The sequence below is a fragment of the Pseudomonas sp. ATCC 43928 genome (assembly GCF_005938665.2).
Taxonomy (GTDB): Bacteria; Pseudomonadota; Gammaproteobacteria; order Pseudomonadales; family Pseudomonadaceae; genus Aquipseudomonas.
Window position 1 is genome coordinate 4,780,476 of sequence record NZ_CP041753.1, and the last position, 17,730, is coordinate 4,798,205.

Consider the following 17,730-nt stretch of genomic DNA (forward strand, 5'->3'; position numbering starts at 1 on the left):
GTAAAAACTTGATGGAGACAGGGCTTGTGTGGCGAGGGAGCAAGCTCCCTCGCCATAGGTCTGCCTGATACAAAAATCACAAGAATAAAAAAGATCCGAGGTGTTGCATGTCCGAGCTATCCGAAGCGCGCATCCCCGACGCACCCGCCATTCAACGTTTACCCCTTGTGCAACTGATTCTGGTCGGTCTGCAACACGTTCTGCTGATGTACGGCGGCGCCATTGCAGTGCCGCTGATCATCGGGCAGGCCGCCGGCCTGAACCGTGAAGAAATCGCCTTCCTGATCAACGCCGACCTGCTGGTGGCTGGCATTGCCACCATCGTCCAGTCGCTGGGCATCGGCCCGATGGGCATCCGCATGCCGGTGATGATGGGCGCCAGTTTCGCCGCGGTCGGCAGCATGGTGGCCATGGCCGGGATGCCCGGCATCGGCCTGCAAGGGATCTTCGGCGCGACCATTGCCGCCGGTTTCTTCGGCATGCTCATCGCACCGTTCATGTCCAAGGTCGTGCGCTTCTTCCCGCCACTGGTGACCGGCACTGTCATCACCTCGATCGGTTTATCGCTGTTCCCTGTAGCCGTGAACTGGGCCGGTGGCGGCGCTGGCGCGGCTCAATTCGGTTCACCTGTCTACCTGGCCATTGCTGCACTGGTGTTGGCCACCATTCTGCTGGTCCACCGCTTCATGCGCGGATTCTGGGTCAACATCTCGGTGCTGATCGGCATGTGCCTGGGTTACGCGATTTGCGGCGTGATCGGCATGGTCGACCTCAGCGGCATGGACCAGGCGCCGTGGCTGCAAATCGTCACCCCGCTGCATTTCGGCATGCCGAAATTCGAGCTCGCACCGATTCTGTCCATGTGCCTGGTGGTGGTAATCATCTTCGTCGAGTCCACCGGGATGTTCCTCGCGCTGGGCAAAATCACCGGCCAGGACGTCACGCCGCGGATGCTGCGTCGCGGCTTGCTGTGCGATGCCGGTGCTTCGTTTTTCGCCGGCTTCTTCAACACCTTCACCCACTCCTCATTCGCTCAGAACATCGGCCTGGTACAAATGACCGGCGTACGTTGCCGCTCGGTGACCATCGTCGCCGGTGGCTTACTGATCGTGCTGAGCCTGCTGCCGAAAGCCGCGTTCCTGGTGGCATCGATACCTCCGGCGGTACTCGGCGGCGCGGCGATTGCGATGTTCGGCATGGTCGCCGCCACCGGGATCAAGATTCTCCAGGAGGCCGACATCGGTGACCGGCGCAACCAGTTGCTGGTGGCGGTGAGTATCGGCATGGGGCTGATCCCGGTGGTGCGCCCGGAATTCTTCGCCCACCTGCCCATGTGGATGAGCCCGATCACCCACAGCGGCATAGCCATGGCCACGCTTAGCGCCCTGGCATTGAACCTGTTGTTCAACATCCTCGGCGGTCACGAACGCGCAGCCGTCAACGACTGCCACGCCCACACGCACTGACACAGTACAAAGCACACACCCTGTGGCGAGTTCCCACAGGGGTGGCTGCCTGCACCTCAAACAATAAAAACAAGAGGGAGCAACAGATGATTCGTACCCAGACAAGTCTGTCGTTCAGCAATGCCCCACACCTGTCGCCAGTGCTCTGTTGCGGGGCACTTGAGACCTGGCCAAGGAGTCAGTATTCTCCGCGGCCGCCCGAATCCGGTCTAAAAAAAAGCCCGGATTTAATTCCTGACCGGAAAGCCAACTTACCCCGGCTCTGGGCAGTATCAAGGCATTCAAAAATAACGCTCGATCGACTGTTTTCGAACAGCCGAACGGGCGTTCTTTGGCTTTTTGAAAGCCTTGGCTCAGCTCTTGCTAACAGCACCAAAGCTGACCGCATGGATGATTTTTTACAGCAGCAAGAAAAGGCGCCACACCAGAGCGCCGACCTTAGAAAAATAACGTGGAACCACCTACTTTTTGGGAGCAACCGAATGAAACGTACGTGCACCAGTCTGATGCTCGCGGGATCCTTGCTGGCCGGGGGCCAGGCCATGGCCGGCGACTTGCTGCAATGGCAGAACAACAGCCTGACCTACCTCTATGGCAAGGACTTCCAGGTCAACCCGCGCATTCAGCAAACCGTCACTTTCGAGCACGCCGATGCATGGAAATACGGCGACAACTTCATGTTCGTCGACAAGATTTTCTACAACGGCAAGGACGACCCCGGCGTCGGTTCGAACACCTACTACGGCGAAATCAGCCCGCGCTTGTCGTTTGGCAAAATCTTCGACCAGAAACTGGAGTTCGGCCCGGTCAAGGACGTGCTGCTGGCCATGACGTACGAGTTCGGTGAAGGCGATACCGAGTCTTACCTGATCGGTCCGGGTTTCGACCTGGCGATTCCTGGTTTCGACTACTTCCAGCTGAACTTCTACCAGCGTCACACCGAAGGCAGCCGCCCTGGTGACAACGTCTGGCAGATCACCCCGGTCTGGTCCTACACCATTCCGGTGGGCGATTCGAACATCCTGATCGATGGCTTCATGGACTGGGTGGTCGACAACGACAAGAACAGCAAAGGCACCTACCACGCCAACCTGCACTTCAACCCGCAGATCAAATACGACTTGGGCAAAGCGCTGAACATTGGCGAGAAGCAGTTGTATGTGGGTGTCGAGTACGACTATTGGTCGGACAAGTACGGGATCAGGGACAGTCAGTACTTCAAGACCGATCAGAGCAACACGAGCTTGCTGGTGAAGTTCCACTTCTGATCGTAAAAGCTTCGCGGGCAAGGCTTGCCCGCGATTGCCACACCACAAACCTCAAGCCGGAACCGCAGGCTCCACCAACCCCAGAAACCGGCACAGCTCATCGCGCTTGGCCAACGCATCGCGCCGCCCCAGATCAATCAATTCGCTGCAATACCCCGCCTCGAACAGCAGATAACTCAGCACCCCTGCCCCGCTGGTCTTGGTCGCCCCCGGCCCGCGTAAAAACAGGCGCAAGGCTGCCGGCAGTTCCTGGCGATGCCGCGCGGCAATTTCATCGATCGGCTGACTCGGTGAAATCACCAACACATCCACTGGCGCCGCTCCCAATGCACGACTCGAGATGCCATCGGGCAGCAGATGGCTGAACTGGTTCAGACGCTGCAACAACTCGATGTCACTTTCCAGGCTGTCAATGAACGTACTGTTGAGCAGGTGCCCACCGACTTGCGCCAGGGTCGGCTGCTGACCGGTGTAGGCACGTTGCAGCGGCTGTTGCGGATCGATCCCGCGCGGGTTGCCGCTGACGCCCACCACCAGCACGCGACTGGCGCCCAGGTGCAGGGCCGGGCTGATCGGTGCCGATTGACGCACCGCGCCATCGCCGAAATATTCTTCGCCGATTTTTACCGGTGCGAACAGCAACGGAATCGCGGAACTGGCGAGCAGATGGTCGACAGTCAGTTGGGTCGGCACGCCGACTCGCCGATGGCGCAACCAGGATTCGATGGTGCCGCCGCCCTGATAAAACGTGACGGCCTGGCCGGACTCGTAGCCGAACGCTGTAACCGCTACGGCCCGCAATTGCTTTTGCGCAATCGCTTCGGCAATCCCGGGCATGTGCAGTTTGTGATTAAGCAAGCGGCGCAGCGGCGAACTGTTAAGCAGGGCCACCGGCACCGGCGAGCCAATGCCCATCAGGTTGTGACTGACAAAACGGGCGGCCTGATGAATCACCCCCGGCCAATCGCTGCGTAATACCAGATGGCTGCGAAAACCTTGCCAGAAGGCCGTCAGACGCTCGATCGCACTCCGAAAATCCATCGCCCCACTGGCCAGGCTGACCGCATTGATCGCACCGGCCGAGGTGCCGACGATCACCGGAAACGGATTCGTCGCCCCCATCGGCAGCAGCTCGGCAATCGCTGCCAGCACGCCTACTTGATAGGCCGCACGAGCCCCACCGCCGGAAAGAATCAACCCTGTAACCGGTTCAGCAGGACTCATTGCAACACTCCATGGTGCTTAAAGGGATCGGTGACTCAACCGCGTTTGGCGTACAGTTTCGGCTCGCCCGGTGGGCGGCTCTTGAAGCGGCGATGCGCCCAGAGATATTGCTCCGGACATTCGCGCAACGCACCTTCCACCCATTGGTTGATCCGAATGCAATCGGCCTCTTCCGTCTCGCCGGGAAAGCCTTCGAGCGGGGCATGAATCACCAGTCGATAACCGCTGCCGTCAGCCAGGCGCTCCTGGGTGAACGGCACCACCAGCGCCTTGCCCAAGCGTGCGAATTTGCTGGTGGCGGTGACAGTCGCCGCCTGAATCCCGAACAGCGGCACGAAGATACTTTGCTTGGCGCCGTAGTCCTGATCCGGTGCGTACCAGATCGCTCTCCCTGCGCGCAGCAGTTTGAGCATGCCCCGCACGTCATCGCGTTCCACCGCCAGCGAGTCAAGGTTGTGCCGCTCGCGGCCTCGGCGCTGGATGAAGTCGAACAGCGGATTCTTGTGTTCGCGGTACATGCCATCGATGGTGTGTTGCTGACCGAGCAACGCTGCGCCGATCTCCAGCGTGGTGAAGTGCACAGCCATCAGAATCACGCCCTTGCCTTGCGCCTGAGCCTGTTTCAAATACTCCAGGCCTTCGACATGGGCCAGTTTCGCCAGACGCTTGCGCGACCACCACCAGCTCATGGCCATCTCGAAGAAGGCGATGCCGGTGGACGCGAAGTTTTCCTTGAGCAGGCGTTTGCGCTCGGCAGCGGATTTTTCAGGGAAACACAGCTCAAGATTGCGCTTGGCAATGCGCCGTCGGTCGCCGGCCACTCGGTACATCAATGCACCCAGGGCGCGACCGATCGCCAGTAACGCCGGATACGGCAACTGAACAATCAGCCACAACAGCCCCAGGCCACACCACAGCGGCCAGAAACGCGGAGAAAGAAATGCTGTTCGAAATCGCGGGCGTTCCATTAAAGGTTCCGGAAAGTTAATGGCCGCGCATTCTACATCGTTCGACCCGGCTTGCGGCCTGCGGGCGTTCTCGTTATAAGTCTCGGCACTTTTAGTGACAAGCCGTTGTATGCCGACCATGAGCCAAACCGAACCGCTAGACCAAGATCCCGTGTTCCAGTTGAAGGGCAGCATGCTGGCCATTACGGTGCTGGAACTGGCCCGTAACGACCTCGAGAACCTTGATCGGCAACTGGCCGCCAAGGTCGCCCAGGCGCCCAACTTCTTCAGTAACGCGCCGCTGGTACTGGCCCTGGACAAACTCCCGGCCAGCGAAGGCTCGGTCGACCTGCCGGGATTGATGCGCATCTGCCGCCAGCATGGCCTGCGCACCCTGGCGATCCGTGCCAGCCGCATTGAAGACATCGCCGCCGCCATTGCGGTGGATCTGCCAGTGCTGCCGCCGTCCGGCGCGCGGGAACGCCCGCTCGACCCGCTCGAAGGCGTCGTAGCGAAAAAACCGGAAAAACCACCGGAGCCGACCATCAAACCGACAAAAATCATCACGTCGCCAGTACGTGGTGGCCAGCAGATTTATGCCCAGGGCAGCGATCTGGTGGTGATTTCGTCGGTCAGCCCGGGGGCGGAACTTCTCGCCGACGGCAACATCCATGTATACGGCGCGATGCGCGGTCGTGTGCTGGCCGGCGTCAAAGGTGATACGAAAGCCAGGATTTTCTGTCAGCAAATGACCGCTGAACTGGTCTCCATCGCCGGTCACTACAAGGTTTCCGAGGACCTGCGCCGCGATCCATTGTGGGGCGCCGGAGTACAAGTCAGCCTGTCGGGTGACGTGTTGAACATCATTCGGCTTTAACGGATACTGCCGCATTTTCCAAGCATCTCTAAAACGTAGCGAAAACGGCTCAAACGAAGTAGGAAAAAGGCTAAAAGCAGTGTTTACCGGGGGTAGATACCGCTCAAAACCGGATTCCAGCCAAGGCTGTCCGACTGCAGTAGTTTTTCAAGAGATGTTTTTCAGGGGCTAAACGTCCTTTTTCCTTAGGGGTAAAACACCTTGGCCAAGATTCTCGTGGTTACATCCGGCAAGGGTGGTGTGGGTAAGACCACCACCAGCGCCGCTATCGGTACCGGCCTCGCTCTGCGTGGTCACAAAACAGTTATCGTCGACTTCGACGTCGGCTTGCGTAACCTCGACCTGATCATGGGTTGCGAGCGCCGCGTGGTGTATGACTTCGTCAACGTGGTGAACGGCGAAGCCAACCTGCAACAGGCCCTGATCAAAGACAAGCGCCTGGAAAACCTCTACGTGCTGGCCGCCAGTCAGACCCGCGACAAAGACGCGCTGACCCAGGAAGGCGTAGAAAAAGTCCTGATGCAGTTGAAAGAAGACTTCGAATTCGTGGTCTGCGACTCCCCGGCCGGTATCGAGAAAGGTGCCCACCTGGCCATGTACTTCGCTGACGAAGCGATCGTCGTGACCAACCCGGAAGTCTCCTCCGTACGTGACTCGGACCGCATGCTGGGCCTGTTGGCCAGCAAGTCCCGTCGCGCCGAAAACGGCGAAGACCCGATCAAGGAACACCTGTTGCTGACCCGCTACAACCCTACGCGCGTCGTCAACGGCGAAATGCTCGGCGTCGAAGACGTCAAGGAAATCCTCGCGGTGACCCTGCTGGGCGTGATTCCGGAATCGCAAGCCGTCCTCAAAGCCTCCAACCAGGGCGTGCCGGTGATTCTCGACGACCAGAGCGACGCCGGCCAGGCGTACAGCGATGCTGTCGATCGTCTGTTGGGCAAGACCGTGGACCATCGTTTCCTCGATGTCGAGAAGAAGGGATTCTTCGAGCGACTTTTTGGAGGTAGGTAATGAACCTTTTTGACTTCTTTCGTGCCAACAAAAAGCCCAGTACCGCCTCGGTAGCGAAAGAGCGTCTACAGATCATCGTGGCGCATGAACGCGGCCAACGCAGTACGCCGGACTACTTGCCAGCCTTGCAGAAGGAACTGGTGGAAGTGATCCGCAAGTACGTCAATATCGGGTCCGATGACGTGCACGTCGCTCTGGAAAACCAGGGCAGCTGCTCGATTCTGGAACTCAATATCACCCTGCCCGATCGCTGAGTCGATCCGGCGGGAGCCACGGCGGCTCAGGGCCCTTCCATGACTGGAGGGGGCCTGAGTCGCCGTTGGCGTTTGTTACGAGGCTGTTTTAATGCCGTTGTCCAACATCCGCATCATCTATCAGGACGCCGCCGTACTGGTGGTGGATAAACCGACCCTGTTGCTCTCCGTCCCCGGACGGGCTGATGACAACAAGGACTGCCTGATTACGCGCCTGCAAGAAAACGGCTACCCGGAAGCGCGAATTGTCCATCGGCTGGACTGGGAAACCTCCGGCATCATTCTGCTGGCCCGTGACCCGGACACTCATCGCGAACTGTCTCGGCAATTTCACGACCGCGAAACCGAAAAGGCCTACACCGCCCTGTGCTGGGGACAACCGGAACTGGACAGTGGCAGCATCGACTTGCCCCTGCGCTACGATCCGCCGACCAAGCCACGGCATGTGGTGGACCACGAATTCGGCAAGCACGCCCTGACCTTCTGGCGTGTACTGGAGCGTTGTGGCGACTGGTGCCGCGTCGAGCTGACGCCGATCACCGGCCGTTCTCACCAGTTGCGCGTGCACATGCTCTCCATCGGCCACCCGCTGCTGGGTGACGGGCTCTATGCCCATCCGCAAGCCCTGGCTGCCTGGCCACGCCTGTGCCTGCACGCGAGCATGCTGAGCTTCACTCATCCGCAAAGCGGCGAACGCCTGCGCTTCGAGTGCCCGGCACCGTTCTAACGGCGGTGCCCAGGCTTCGGTGTCGAGGGAGCTGTTGTGGCGAGGAGGCTGTTGTGGCGAGGGAGCTTGCTCCCGCTGGAGTGCGGAGCACTCCCAAAACCAGCGACCGTATTCTGTCGGGCACACCGCGCAAGCAGGATTTGCGGTCGCTGCGCCGCCGAGCGGGAGCAAGCTCCCTCGCCACATTAAATCTCACGCGCCGCCAACATCAGGCCCGCCGCACTTTGCGCTTTCAATACGTTAAACTGGCGCCACTGCTGTCTGGAGCTTCTTATGCGCGAAGAGTTGAACCAAGGCCTGATCGACTTCCTCAAGGCCTCCCCTACCCCGTTCCATGCCACCGCCAGCCTTGTCCAGCGCCTGGAAGCGGCCGGTTTTGTGCGCCTCGACGAGCGCGAGCCATGGACCACCGAAGCCAATGGCCGTTACTACGTCACCCGTAACGACTCTTCGATCGTCGCGTTCAAAATGGGCCGTCATTCGCCCCTGCATGGCGGCATTCGCCTGGTTGGGGCGCACACCGACAGCCCGTGCCTGCGGGTCAAACCCCAGCCGGAACTGCAACGCCAGGGCTTCTGGCAATTGGGCGTCGAAGTCTATGGCGGTGCGCTGCTGGCGCCGTGGTTCGACCGCGATCTGTCGTTGGCCGGCCGCGTGACCTTCCGTCGCGATGGCAAGGTCGAGAGCCAGTTGATCGACTTCAAGGCTCCCGTTGCAATCATTCCGAACCTGGCCATTCACCTCAACCGTGAAGCCAACATGGGCTGGGCGATCAATGCCCAGACCGAACTGCCGCCGATTCTCGCGCAATTCGCCGGTGACGAACGCGTGGACTTCCGCGCCGTGCTCACCGATCAGCTGGCCCGCGAACATGGCCTGAACGCCGACGTGGTGCTCGATTACGAGCTGAGCTTCTACGACACCCAAAGTGCTGCCGTCATCGGCCTGCATGGCGATTTCATCGCGGGCGCTCGCCTGGACAACCTGTTGTCGTGCTACGCCGGCCTGCAAGCATTGCTGACGACCGAAACAGACGAAACCTGCGTGCTGGTCTGCAACGATCACGAAGAAGTCGGTTCCTGCTCGGCCTGTGGCGCCGACGGTCCGATGCTTGAGCAAACCCTGCGTCGCCTGTTGCCCGAAGGGGATGAATTCGTACGGACCATTCAGAAATCCCTGCTGGTCTCGGCCGACAACGCCCACGGCGTGCACCCGAACTACGCCGACAAGCACGACGCCAACCACGGCCCGAAACTCAACGCCGGCCCGGTAATCAAGGTCAACAGCAACCAGCGCTACGCCACCAACAGCGAAACCGCCGGGTTCTTCCGTCATTTGTGCATGGCCGAAGAAGTACCGGTGCAAAGCTTCGTGGTGCGCAGCGACATGGGCTGCGGCTCGACCATCGGCCCGATCACCGCCAGCCACCTGGGCGTGCGCACCGTGGACATCGGCCTGCCGACGTTCGCCATGCACTCGATCCGCGAGCTGTGCGGCAGCCATGACCTGGCACACCTGGTCAAAGTGCTGAGCGCGTTTTACGCCTGCCGCGAATTGCCATAACCCTTGTGATTAAAAGGCAACTTTTGTGGCGAGGGAGCAAGCTCCCTCGCCACAATGATCTTGCGATCCATTCCTGCCACACATCACCAACGCCCGCCCGAAAGCCGCCTAGACTTGCAGTAACCCCTCCGACAAGGCTGTCACCATGATCTCGATGTCTTCGTTTCACGCCATGCTGATCCCGATTCTTTCCGGGATGATCATGTTGGCCATCGGTTTCAACTTTCGCGACAAGAACGCCGGTGTGTTCGCGATGTGGGTCGGCATGCTGATGATCCTCGCCACCGTGATCTACAAGATCCTCGCCAAACTCAACGAATAAATCCTCGCGCCCGGCTCGCATTGATTTTGACGGGCTCGTACACTCGGCCGATTCGCTCATCCGAGGTTGACCGCCTAGTGTTCGCTCGTCTTTTTGCCCTGCCCTGTTTGTTCCTTGTCTGCCTGATGACGCTGCTGCCGCTGACGCCTGCCCAGGCGGCCGGCTTGCCGGGGCTGCTCAGCGGCTCGGCAAAAACCCAGCCCGAAGCGCAAGCTCCACTGGGACAGTCGCTGGACGAAGTCATCAAGTCGCTGGAAAACGATCAGCAACGGACCAAACTCCTGGCGGACCTGAAAAAGCTGCGCGACGTCAGCAAAAAAGCCCAACCCACCACAGAAGAAGGCGTGCTGGGCCTGATCGGCGGCACCCTGGCCAGTTTCGAAAAGCAATTTTCCGGCGCCGACAGCCCCCTCACTCGCTGGTCCGAAGAAGTCAACCTGGCCAAGGATGAACTGGTGGCACTCATGCTGCCGGCCAATGAATGGCTGCCCATCATCTTTGCCTTCGCCATGATCCTGATGGTCTGGAGCCTGCTGGCCGCCGCCCTGATCTGGCTCGGCCACCGGGTGCGCATGCGCTTCGGCCTCACCGAAGAACTGCCGCAACACCCCAAGGCCCTGGACATGCTGCGCTTTGCCTTGCGCAAACTCGGGCCGTGGATGATCGCCCTGGTCATGACGGTATACATGACCTACGCCCTGCCCTCGTCACTGGGCAAAAGCCTGGCCATGGTGCTGGCTTATGCGCTGGTGGTCGGTACCTGTTTCTCGGCGATCTGCGTCATCGCGTTTTCCCTGCTCGATGGCCCGCATCGTCATCGCGCCCTGTACATCCTGCGGCATCAGGCCTTCCGCCCGTTGTGGCTGATCGGCAGTTTCGCCGCCTTCGGTGAAGCCCTGAACGACCCGCGCCTGATCGCCAGCCTCGGTGAACATCTGGCCCATACGGCGGCGACGTTCGCCAATGTACTGGCGGCGATCTTCACAGGTTTTTTCATTCTGCGTTTCCGCCGGCCCATTGCGCACCTGATCCGCAACCAGCCGCTGTCTCGGCGCCTGACCCGCCGCGCCTTGAGCGACACGATCGAAATCCTCGGGACGTTCTGGTATCTGCCGGCGCTGGTGCTGGTGGGCATCTCACTGTTCGCCACCTTCGTCTCTGCCGGCGACACCAGCACCGCGCTGCGTCAGTCGCTGATCTGCACCGTGCTGCTGGTGTTGTGCATGGTCATCAACGGGCTGGTGCGCCGTCATGCACTCAAGCCACAACGCGGCCCCAAGCGCCATGCGCTGTATTCGGATCGCCTGAAAAGCTTCTTCTACACCCTCGCCCATCTGCTGGTATGGCTGGCGTTCATCGAACTCGGCCTGCGGGTCTGGGGCATGTCGCTGATTCGCTTCACCGAAGGCGAAGGCCATGAAGTCAGCGTCAAACTGTTCAGCCTCGGCGGCACGCTGATTTTTGCCTGGCTGATCTGGATTCTCAGCGACACCGCCGTGCACCACGCCCTAACCCGCTCGCGCAAAGGCCTAGCCAATGCCCGCGCGCAGACGATGATGCCGCTGATCCGCAACGTGCTGTTCGTGGCGATTTTCATCATTGCGCTGATCGTCGCCCTGGCGAACATGGGCATGAACGTCACGCCGCTGCTGGCCGGTGCCGGCGTCATCGGCCTGGCCATCGGTTTCGGCGCGCAATCGCTGGTGGCCGACTTGATCACCGGGCTGTTCATCATCATCGAAGACTCCCTGGCCATCGACGACTACGTGGACGTCGGCGGCCACCTGGGCACGGTCGAAGGCCTGACCATCCGCACCGTGCGCCTGCGGGACATCGACGGCATCGTCCACACCATTCCGTTCAGCGAAATCAAAAGCATCAAGAACTACTCCCGGGAGTTCGGCTACGCGATCTTCCGGGTGGCGGTGCCCTCGAACATGGACATCGACGAGGCGATCAAGCTGATGCGCGACGTCGGCCAGAAAATGCGCACCGACCCGCTGCAACGGCGCAACATCTGGTCGCCGCTGGAGATCCAGGGGGTCGAAAGTTTCGAGTCAGGCAATGCGATTCTTCGCGCGCGCTTCAAGACCGCGCCGATCAAGCAGTGGGAAGTGTCCCGGGCGTTCAACCTGTCGCTCAAGCGGCATCTGGATGAGGCCGGATTGGATCTGGCGACACCGCGCATGAGCATTCAGGTGATCACCCCCGGTGGCGAACAATCTGCGTAGACGGGAAATGTCGTGTGGGCAGGTGCAGCGGGGGTTCAGACCACATCCACCCCGACATGAATCGCATCATGGCGCCAAAACTCCAGGTCACAATCGATCAGCCGCTGATGCTGATCGTAGTTGACCCGGGCAATCCGCAACCCCGGGCTGCCCACCGACACCCGTAAAGCCGCCGCGGCGTCCACCGACAGCGCGGTCGGTACGATCTCGAAGCGCACCCGCCCGTAGTGCAAGTCGTAATGCCGCGCATACAGTTCGGTCATCGACTGATTCAGATCGAAATCCAGGATCCCCGGAAAATACTGCGGGTTCAGGTAGTGCTCCACATACAGCACCAATCGCCCGTCAATCCGTCGCGAACGGCAGATCTGGATCACGCTCGACAGCGCCGGCAACTGCAGCCAGGCACACACCGCCGCTGACGCCGGTTGCAAACGCGCGGAAATCACCTCGGTGGACGGCACCCGCCCCTGGGCGCTGACCATCGCGTGAAAGTGGCTGCGCTGCATCAGGTTATAAGCCAGTCGCGGTGGCGACACGAACCAGCCGCGACGCTCCTCGCGATAAATCTGGCCCTGGGCCTCCAACTGCAACAACGCCTCACGCACGGTGATCCGCGTGGTACCGAACAACTCACTGAGCTTGCGCTCGGCCGGCAACTTGCTCCCGGGCGCCAACAGCCCGTGGTCGAGCTGTTCTTGCAGAACCTGCCCGATCGCTGTCACCGCTTTGGTTGTCTCGATGCGCATCAACGTTACCTATCTGGACTAGACCAGCACTGATTCAGGGCAGAACCGCGATTGAAACCGGGCTCCATCAATTGCCTGCAAGCCTAGGCACTGCAGATGACTGACAGATGACAAAGCCGCCGAACGGTTGCTTCAGACACCTGCAATTTCATGGCCAAGTCCCTTTCATATCAGCCCTTTAGCCATGGTCTACGCTTATCTCGCACCCCGCGTATCCGAGCGCAGGAAATTCAGGCCGACCGGTCGTCGACATCAAAATGTCATCCAGGACGCCTAAATTGGCTCAGGTATTGCTGACCTAGACCAACACAACCGCAATCGCAGCGTTGAAAACGCCCAAAGGAGCTTCGGATGAAACAGTTTTTCCTGGCATCACTGTTAGGCTCGACCATTGCCCTGTGCACTGCCGCCATGGCGGCGGATACCGATCTGAAAACACTCGAAGCCGCTGCGAAAGCGGAAGGCGCCGTCAACAGCGTCGGCATGCCCGATGACTGGGCCAACTGGAAAGGCACTTGGGAAGACCTGGCCAAGAAATACGGCCTGAAACACATCGACACCGACATGAGCTCGGCCCAGGAAATCGCCAAGTTCGCCGCCGAAAAAGACAACGCCACAGCCGACATCGGCGACGTCGGTGCCGCCTTCGGCCCGATCGCGGTCAAGCAGGGCGTGGTGCAACCTTACAAGCCGAGTACTTGGGCACAGGTTCCGGATTGGGCCAAGGACAAGGACGGTAACTGGGCGCTGGCTTACACCGGCTCCATCGCGTTCATCATCAATAAAAAGCTGCTGCACGGTTCCGAAGCACCGACCAAATGGGCCGACCTCAAGAGCGGCAAGTACAAAGTCTCCATCGGTGACGTAAGCACCGCAGCCCAGGCCGCCAACGGCGTACTGGCCGCCGCCCTCGCCAATGGCGGTGACGAGAAAAACATTCAGCCAGCCCTGTTGCTGTTCGCAGACATCGCCAAGCAAGGCCGCCTGTCCATGGCCAACCCGACGATCGCCACCATGGAAAAGGGTGAAATCGAAGTCGGCGTGGTCTGGGACTTCAACGGCCTGAGCTACAAGGCCAAGATGGCGAATCCGGATGACTACACCGTGCTGATTCCATCCGATGGCTCGGTGATTTCCGGCTACACCACCATCATCAACAAATACGCCAAGCACCCGAACGCCGCCAAACTGGCCCGCGAATACATCTTCAGCGACGCTGGCCAGATCAACCTGGCAAAAGGCAACGCCCGTCCAATTCGCGCCGAGCATTTGACTCTGCCGGAAGAGGTCAAGGCCAAGCTGCTGCCTAACGAACAGTACAAAAAGGTCACGCCGATCAAAGACGCCGACGCGTGGGAAAAGACCTCCAAGTCGCTGCCGCAGAAGTGGCAGGAAGAAGTCATCATCAATATGCCGTAAACCTGTAGATCCCCCATTTGGAACTCCGATGGAGATCCAAATGGGGGAGCGGGCTTGTGTGGCGAGGGGGCTTGCCCCCGTTCGAGTGCGCAGCGCTCGCAGATATTGGGTCCGCTGCGCGGCCCAACGGGGCGATGCGGCGGTCCGACAAGCCCCCTCGCCACAAGCCCGCTCCCACAGGGGATTGGTTGCGTATTTGATCATCTGTTTTTTGCGGAGTCCCACCCCCCATGAAGCACAACGTCATCCTTGTCGTGCTCGACGGCCTCAATTACGAAGTCGCGCGCCACGCCATGGGGCATCTGCAGGCTTACGTTGGCGCAGGACGCGCGGCGCTCTACAAACTGGAATGTGCACTGCCGGCTCTGTCCCGACCGCTTTACGAATGCATCCTGACCGGCGTTGCGCCGATCGACAGCGGCATCGTTCACAACAACGTCTCGCGCCTGTCCAACCAGCGCAGCATCTACCATTACGCCACCGACGCCGGCCTGAAAACCGCCGCCGCGGCCTATCACTGGGTCAGCGAGTTGTATAACCGTTCGCCGTTCGTGGCTGCCCGGGACCGTCACACCGACGACCCGAAACTGCCGATCCAGCACGGTCACTTCTACTGGAACGACCACTACCCGGATTCGCACCTGTTCGCCGACGCGGAAAACCTGCGCCTGCGCCATGCGCCGAACTTTCTGTTGGTCCACCCCATGAACATCGACGACGCCGGGCACAAGCACGGCCTCGACACCCCGCAATACCGCAACAGCGCCCGCTCGGCGGACGTCATCCTCGCCGACTACCTGCAAGGCTGGCTCGACGCCGGATACCAAGTGCTGGTGACTGCCGACCACGGCATGAACAACGACCGCTCGCACAACGGCCTGCTGCCTGAAGAACGCGAAGTGCCGCTGTTCGTCCTCGGCGACGCCTTCAGCTTCAACCAAGGCGCTGCACCGAAACAAACCGAACTGTGCGGCACCGTCTGCGAACTGCTGGGCGTGCCCCACGACAAACCTGTGTGCCGGGAGCTGCTCAAGTGAATGCCATGACCCGCGGTAAATGGCTGGCCGCTCTGTGCCTGGTGCCCTTCGCGATTTTCTTCTTCGTGTTCGAGATCGCCCCGCTGCTCTGGGTGATGATCAACAGCCTGCAATCGGAAGAGTTCGGTTGGGGCCTGGCCAACTTCAGCAAAATCTTCAACTCGAAGTTCTATTTGCAGGCGATCCAGTACAGCCTCGAGATCAGTTTCTGGTCCAGCGTATTCGGCATCGTCATTGCCGTGCTCGGCGCCTACTCCCTGCGCCGGGTCGACTCGAAACTGCGCAACTTCGTGAATGCCTTCGCCAACATGACCAGCAACTTCGCCGGTGTGCCCCTGGCCTTCGCGTTCATCATCTTGCTGGGGTTCAACGGCACCTTCACCATCATGCTGAAACAGGCCGGAATCATTCAGGATTTCAACCTGTACTCGAAAACCGGGCTGATCATTCTCTACACCTACTTCCAGATTCCCCTGGGCGTGCTGTTGCTCTACCCGGCCTTCGATGCCCTGCGCGAAGACTGGCGTGAGTCCGCCGCCTTGCTCGGGGCCAACGGCTGGCAATTCTGGCGACACATCGGTCTGCCGGTGCTGACCCCGGCACTGCTGGGCACATTCGTGATTCTGCTGGCCAACGCCCTCGGCGCCTACGCCACGGTCTACGCGCTGACCACCGGCAACTTCAACGTGTTGCCGATCCGTATCGCGGCGATGGTGTCCGGCGACATTTCCCTCGACCCGAACCTCGCCAGCGCCTTGGCCGTGGTGCTGGTGGCGTTGATGACCCTGGTGACCATCGTGCATCAGCTGCTGTTGAAGAGGAGCTACCATGTCTCGCGCTGAACTGGGGCCCGTCGGTGTCTACCACCGGGTCATCGTGTATTTGCTGTTTGCCATTCTGTTATTGCCGCTGCTCGGAACCTTGATCTACTCGATCGCCAGCAGTTGGTCGGCGACGATTATGCCCAGCGGCTTTACCTTCAAGTGGTACATCCAGCTGTGGAGCGATCCACGCTTTCTCGACGCATTCGGTCAGTCGTTGCTGGTTTGTATCGGCTCGCTGATTCTGTCGGTGGTGCTGATTCTGCCGCTGCTGTTCGTGGTGCATTACCACTTCCCGAAGCTCGACGCGCTGATGAACATTCTGATCCTGCTGCCCTTCGCGGTGCCGCCGGTGGTGTCGTCGGTGGGGCTGTTGCAGCTCTACGGTTCGGGGCCGTTCGCGATGGTGGGTACGCCGTGGATTCTGATCGGTTGCTACTTCACCGTGGCGCTGCCGTTCATGTACCGGGCGATCACCAACAACCTGCAAGCGATCAACCTGCGCGACCTGATGGACGCCGCGCAATTGCTCGGCGCCAGCACTTGGCAAGCTGCCTTCCTGGTGGTGTTGCCGAACCTGCGCAAGGGGCTGATGGTAGCGTTACTGCTGTCCTTCTCGTTCCTGTTCGGTGAGTTCGTGTTCGCCAACATCCTCGTCGGCACCCGCTACGAAACCCTGCAGGTCTACCTCAACAACATGCGCAACAGCAGCGGCCACTTCACCAGCGCGCTGGTGATTTCCTACTTCTTCTTTGTGCTGGTTCTGACCTGGGTGGCCAATATCTTGAACAAGGACAAAAGCGAATGAGCTATGTAAGCGTCCAACATCTTCAGAAAGATTACTCAGGCACCACCGTATTCAGTGACATCAACTGCGAAATCAAGAAAGGCGAATTCGTCACCCTGCTCGGCCCGTCCGGTTGCGGCAAGTCCACGCTGCTGCGTTGCATCGCCGGCCTGACCTCGGTGGACGGTGGCCAGATTCTGCTGGAAGGTCACGACCTCGTCCCACTGAGCCCGCAGAAACGCGGAATCGGCATGGTGTTCCAAAGTTATGCGCTGTTCCCGAACATGACCGTGGAGCAGAACGTCGCCTTCGGTTTACGCATGCAGAAGGTCAACGCCGACGACAGCCAAAAACGCGTCGCCGAAGTGCTGAGACTGGTAGAACTCAATGACTTCGCCGCCCGCTACCCGCATCAGCTGTCCGGTGGCCAGTGCCAGCGTGTCGCTCTCGCTCGTTCGTTGGTGACCCGACCTCGGCTGTTGTTGCTGGATGAGCCGCTGTCGGCGCTCGATGCGCGGATTCGCAAGCACTTGCGTGAACAGATCCGTCAGATCCAGCGCGAACTCGGCCTGACCACGATCTTCGTCACGCACGATCAGGAAGAAGCCCTGACCATGTCTGACCGTATCTTCCTGATGAATCAGGGAAAGATCGTACAGAGTGGCGATGCCGAAACCCTCTACACCGCGCCCGTCGACGTGTTCGCCGCAGGCTTCATCGGCAACTACAACCTGCTGGACGCCGACAGCGCCAGCAAACTGCTGCAACGGCCGATCACCCACCGCATCGCGATCCGCCCGGAGGCCATCGAGCTGAGCCTGAACGGCGAACTCGACGCGCAGGTGCGCAGCCACAGCCTGTTGGGCAACGTGATTCGCTATCGGGTCGAAGCTCGGGGGGTGGAATTGGTGGTGGATGTGCTGAACCGCTCGGCGTCCGATCTGCATCCCGATGGTCAGCGCCTGGCACTTTCCATCGATCCGACAGCCCTGTGTGAGGTAGCCTGATGACCTTGCTGATGTTG

Annotated in this window: 17 protein-coding genes; 14 read left to right on the forward strand and 3 right to left on the reverse strand. The window is 60.1% G+C overall.

Annotation, left to right across the window (positions count from 1 at the left end):
* Positions 1-107: 107 nt before the first annotated feature.
* Positions 108-1,466 carry a nucleobase:cation symporter-2 family protein gene (locus tag FFH90_RS21710; protein ID WP_018925185.1) on the forward strand — a complete coding sequence of 453 codons (1,359 nt, stop codon included), beginning with the start codon at positions 108-110 and terminating at the stop codon, positions 1,464-1,466.
* 482 nt (positions 1,467-1,948) lie between these two features.
* A complete protein-coding gene (locus FFH90_RS21715; RefSeq protein WP_018925184.1) occupies positions 1,949-2,734 on the forward strand; it encodes an outer membrane protein OmpK in 786 nt (261 codons plus the stop codon).
* Between the two features lie 51 nt (positions 2,735-2,785).
* Here the strand turns inward: FFH90_RS21715 and FFH90_RS21720 are convergent, their stop codons facing one another.
* Positions 2,786-3,958 carry a patatin-like phospholipase family protein gene (locus tag FFH90_RS21720; protein ID WP_111454643.1) on the reverse strand — a complete coding sequence of 391 codons (1,173 nt, stop codon included), beginning with the start codon at positions 3,956-3,958 and terminating at the stop codon, positions 2,786-2,788.
* A 35-nt stretch (positions 3,959-3,993) separates the two neighbouring features.
* Positions 3,994-4,926, reverse strand: coding sequence for a lipid A biosynthesis lauroyl acyltransferase (locus FFH90_RS21725; protein WP_064619271.1), 933 nt, complete (start codon positions 4,924-4,926; stop codon positions 3,994-3,996).
* Between the two features lie 118 nt (positions 4,927-5,044).
* On the opposite strand from FFH90_RS21725, the gene minC reads away from it, so the two are divergent.
* The 7 genes from minC to FFH90_RS21755 all read left to right on the forward strand — a co-directional run bounded on the left by minC (position 5,045) and on the right by FFH90_RS21755 (position 11,893).
* A complete protein-coding gene (gene minC, locus FFH90_RS21730) occupies positions 5,045-5,782 on the forward strand; it encodes a septum site-determining protein MinC (RefSeq protein WP_026331736.1) in 738 nt (245 codons plus the stop codon).
* Between the two features lie 201 nt (positions 5,783-5,983).
* Positions 5,984-6,796: a septum site-determining protein MinD gene (minD, locus tag FFH90_RS21735; RefSeq protein WP_007940844.1), complete on the forward strand. Its 813-nt coding sequence runs from the start codon at positions 5,984-5,986 to the stop codon at positions 6,794-6,796.
* Positions 6,796-7,050: a cell division topological specificity factor MinE gene (gene minE, locus FFH90_RS21740; protein ID WP_007940845.1), complete on the forward strand. Its 255-nt coding sequence runs from the start codon at positions 6,796-6,798 to the stop codon at positions 7,048-7,050. The genes minD and minE overlap by 1 nt, the downstream gene beginning before the upstream one ends.
* Positions 7,051-7,141: 91 nt before the next feature.
* On the forward strand, positions 7,142-7,777 hold the full coding sequence (locus FFH90_RS21745) for an RluA family pseudouridine synthase (protein ID WP_018925180.1): 636 nt from the start codon (positions 7,142-7,144) through the stop codon (positions 7,775-7,777).
* Between the two features lie 273 nt (positions 7,778-8,050).
* Positions 8,051-9,340 (forward strand): M18 family aminopeptidase, encoded by a 1,290-nt coding sequence (locus tag FFH90_RS21750; RefSeq protein WP_018925179.1) that lies wholly within the window; start codon positions 8,051-8,053, stop codon positions 9,338-9,340.
* Positions 9,341-9,485: 145 nt separating this feature from the next.
* Positions 9,486-9,662 carry a hypothetical protein gene (locus tag FFH90_RS30045; protein WP_008005668.1) on the forward strand — a complete coding sequence of 59 codons (177 nt, stop codon included), beginning with the start codon at positions 9,486-9,488 and terminating at the stop codon, positions 9,660-9,662.
* A gap of 77 nt (positions 9,663-9,739) precedes the next feature.
* On the forward strand, positions 9,740-11,893 hold the full coding sequence (locus tag FFH90_RS21755; protein ID WP_064619274.1) for a mechanosensitive ion channel family protein: 2,154 nt from the start codon (positions 9,740-9,742) through the stop codon (positions 11,891-11,893).
* 35 nt (positions 11,894-11,928) lie between these two features.
* Here FFH90_RS21755 and FFH90_RS21760 read toward each other — a convergent pair whose 3' ends face one another.
* The gene (locus tag FFH90_RS21760; RefSeq protein WP_007940851.1) at positions 11,929-12,642 is read right to left on the reverse strand and encodes a UTRA domain-containing protein; all 714 of its coding nucleotides are present in this window, start codon (positions 12,640-12,642) and stop codon (positions 11,929-11,931) included.
* A gap of 351 nt (positions 12,643-12,993) precedes the next feature.
* Between FFH90_RS21760 and FFH90_RS21765 the strand changes: the two genes are divergently transcribed.
* From FFH90_RS21765 to FFH90_RS21785, 5 genes are all read left to right on the forward strand, one after another.
* Positions 12,994-14,061 (forward strand): ABC transporter substrate-binding protein, encoded by a 1,068-nt coding sequence (locus FFH90_RS21765; RefSeq protein WP_018925177.1) that lies wholly within the window; start codon positions 12,994-12,996, stop codon positions 14,059-14,061.
* A gap of 230 nt (positions 14,062-14,291) precedes the next feature.
* Positions 14,292-15,098 carry an alkaline phosphatase family protein gene (locus FFH90_RS21770; protein ID WP_018925176.1) on the forward strand — a complete coding sequence of 269 codons (807 nt, stop codon included), beginning with the start codon at positions 14,292-14,294 and terminating at the stop codon, positions 15,096-15,098.
* 5 nt (positions 15,099-15,103) lie between these two features.
* Entirely contained in the window at positions 15,104-15,940 is an 837-nt protein-coding gene (locus FFH90_RS21775) for an ABC transporter permease subunit (protein ID WP_167331172.1), read from the forward strand.
* Entirely contained in the window at positions 15,927-16,727 is an 801-nt protein-coding gene (locus tag FFH90_RS21780) for an ABC transporter permease (RefSeq protein WP_018925174.1), read from the forward strand. Before FFH90_RS21775 ends, FFH90_RS21780 begins: the two co-directional genes overlap by 14 nt.
* On the forward strand, positions 16,724-17,713 hold the full coding sequence (locus tag FFH90_RS21785) for an ABC transporter ATP-binding protein (protein WP_138866072.1): 990 nt from the start codon (positions 16,724-16,726) through the stop codon (positions 17,711-17,713). Before FFH90_RS21780 ends, FFH90_RS21785 begins: the two co-directional genes overlap by 4 nt.
* Positions 17,714-17,730: the final 17 nt, after the last annotated feature.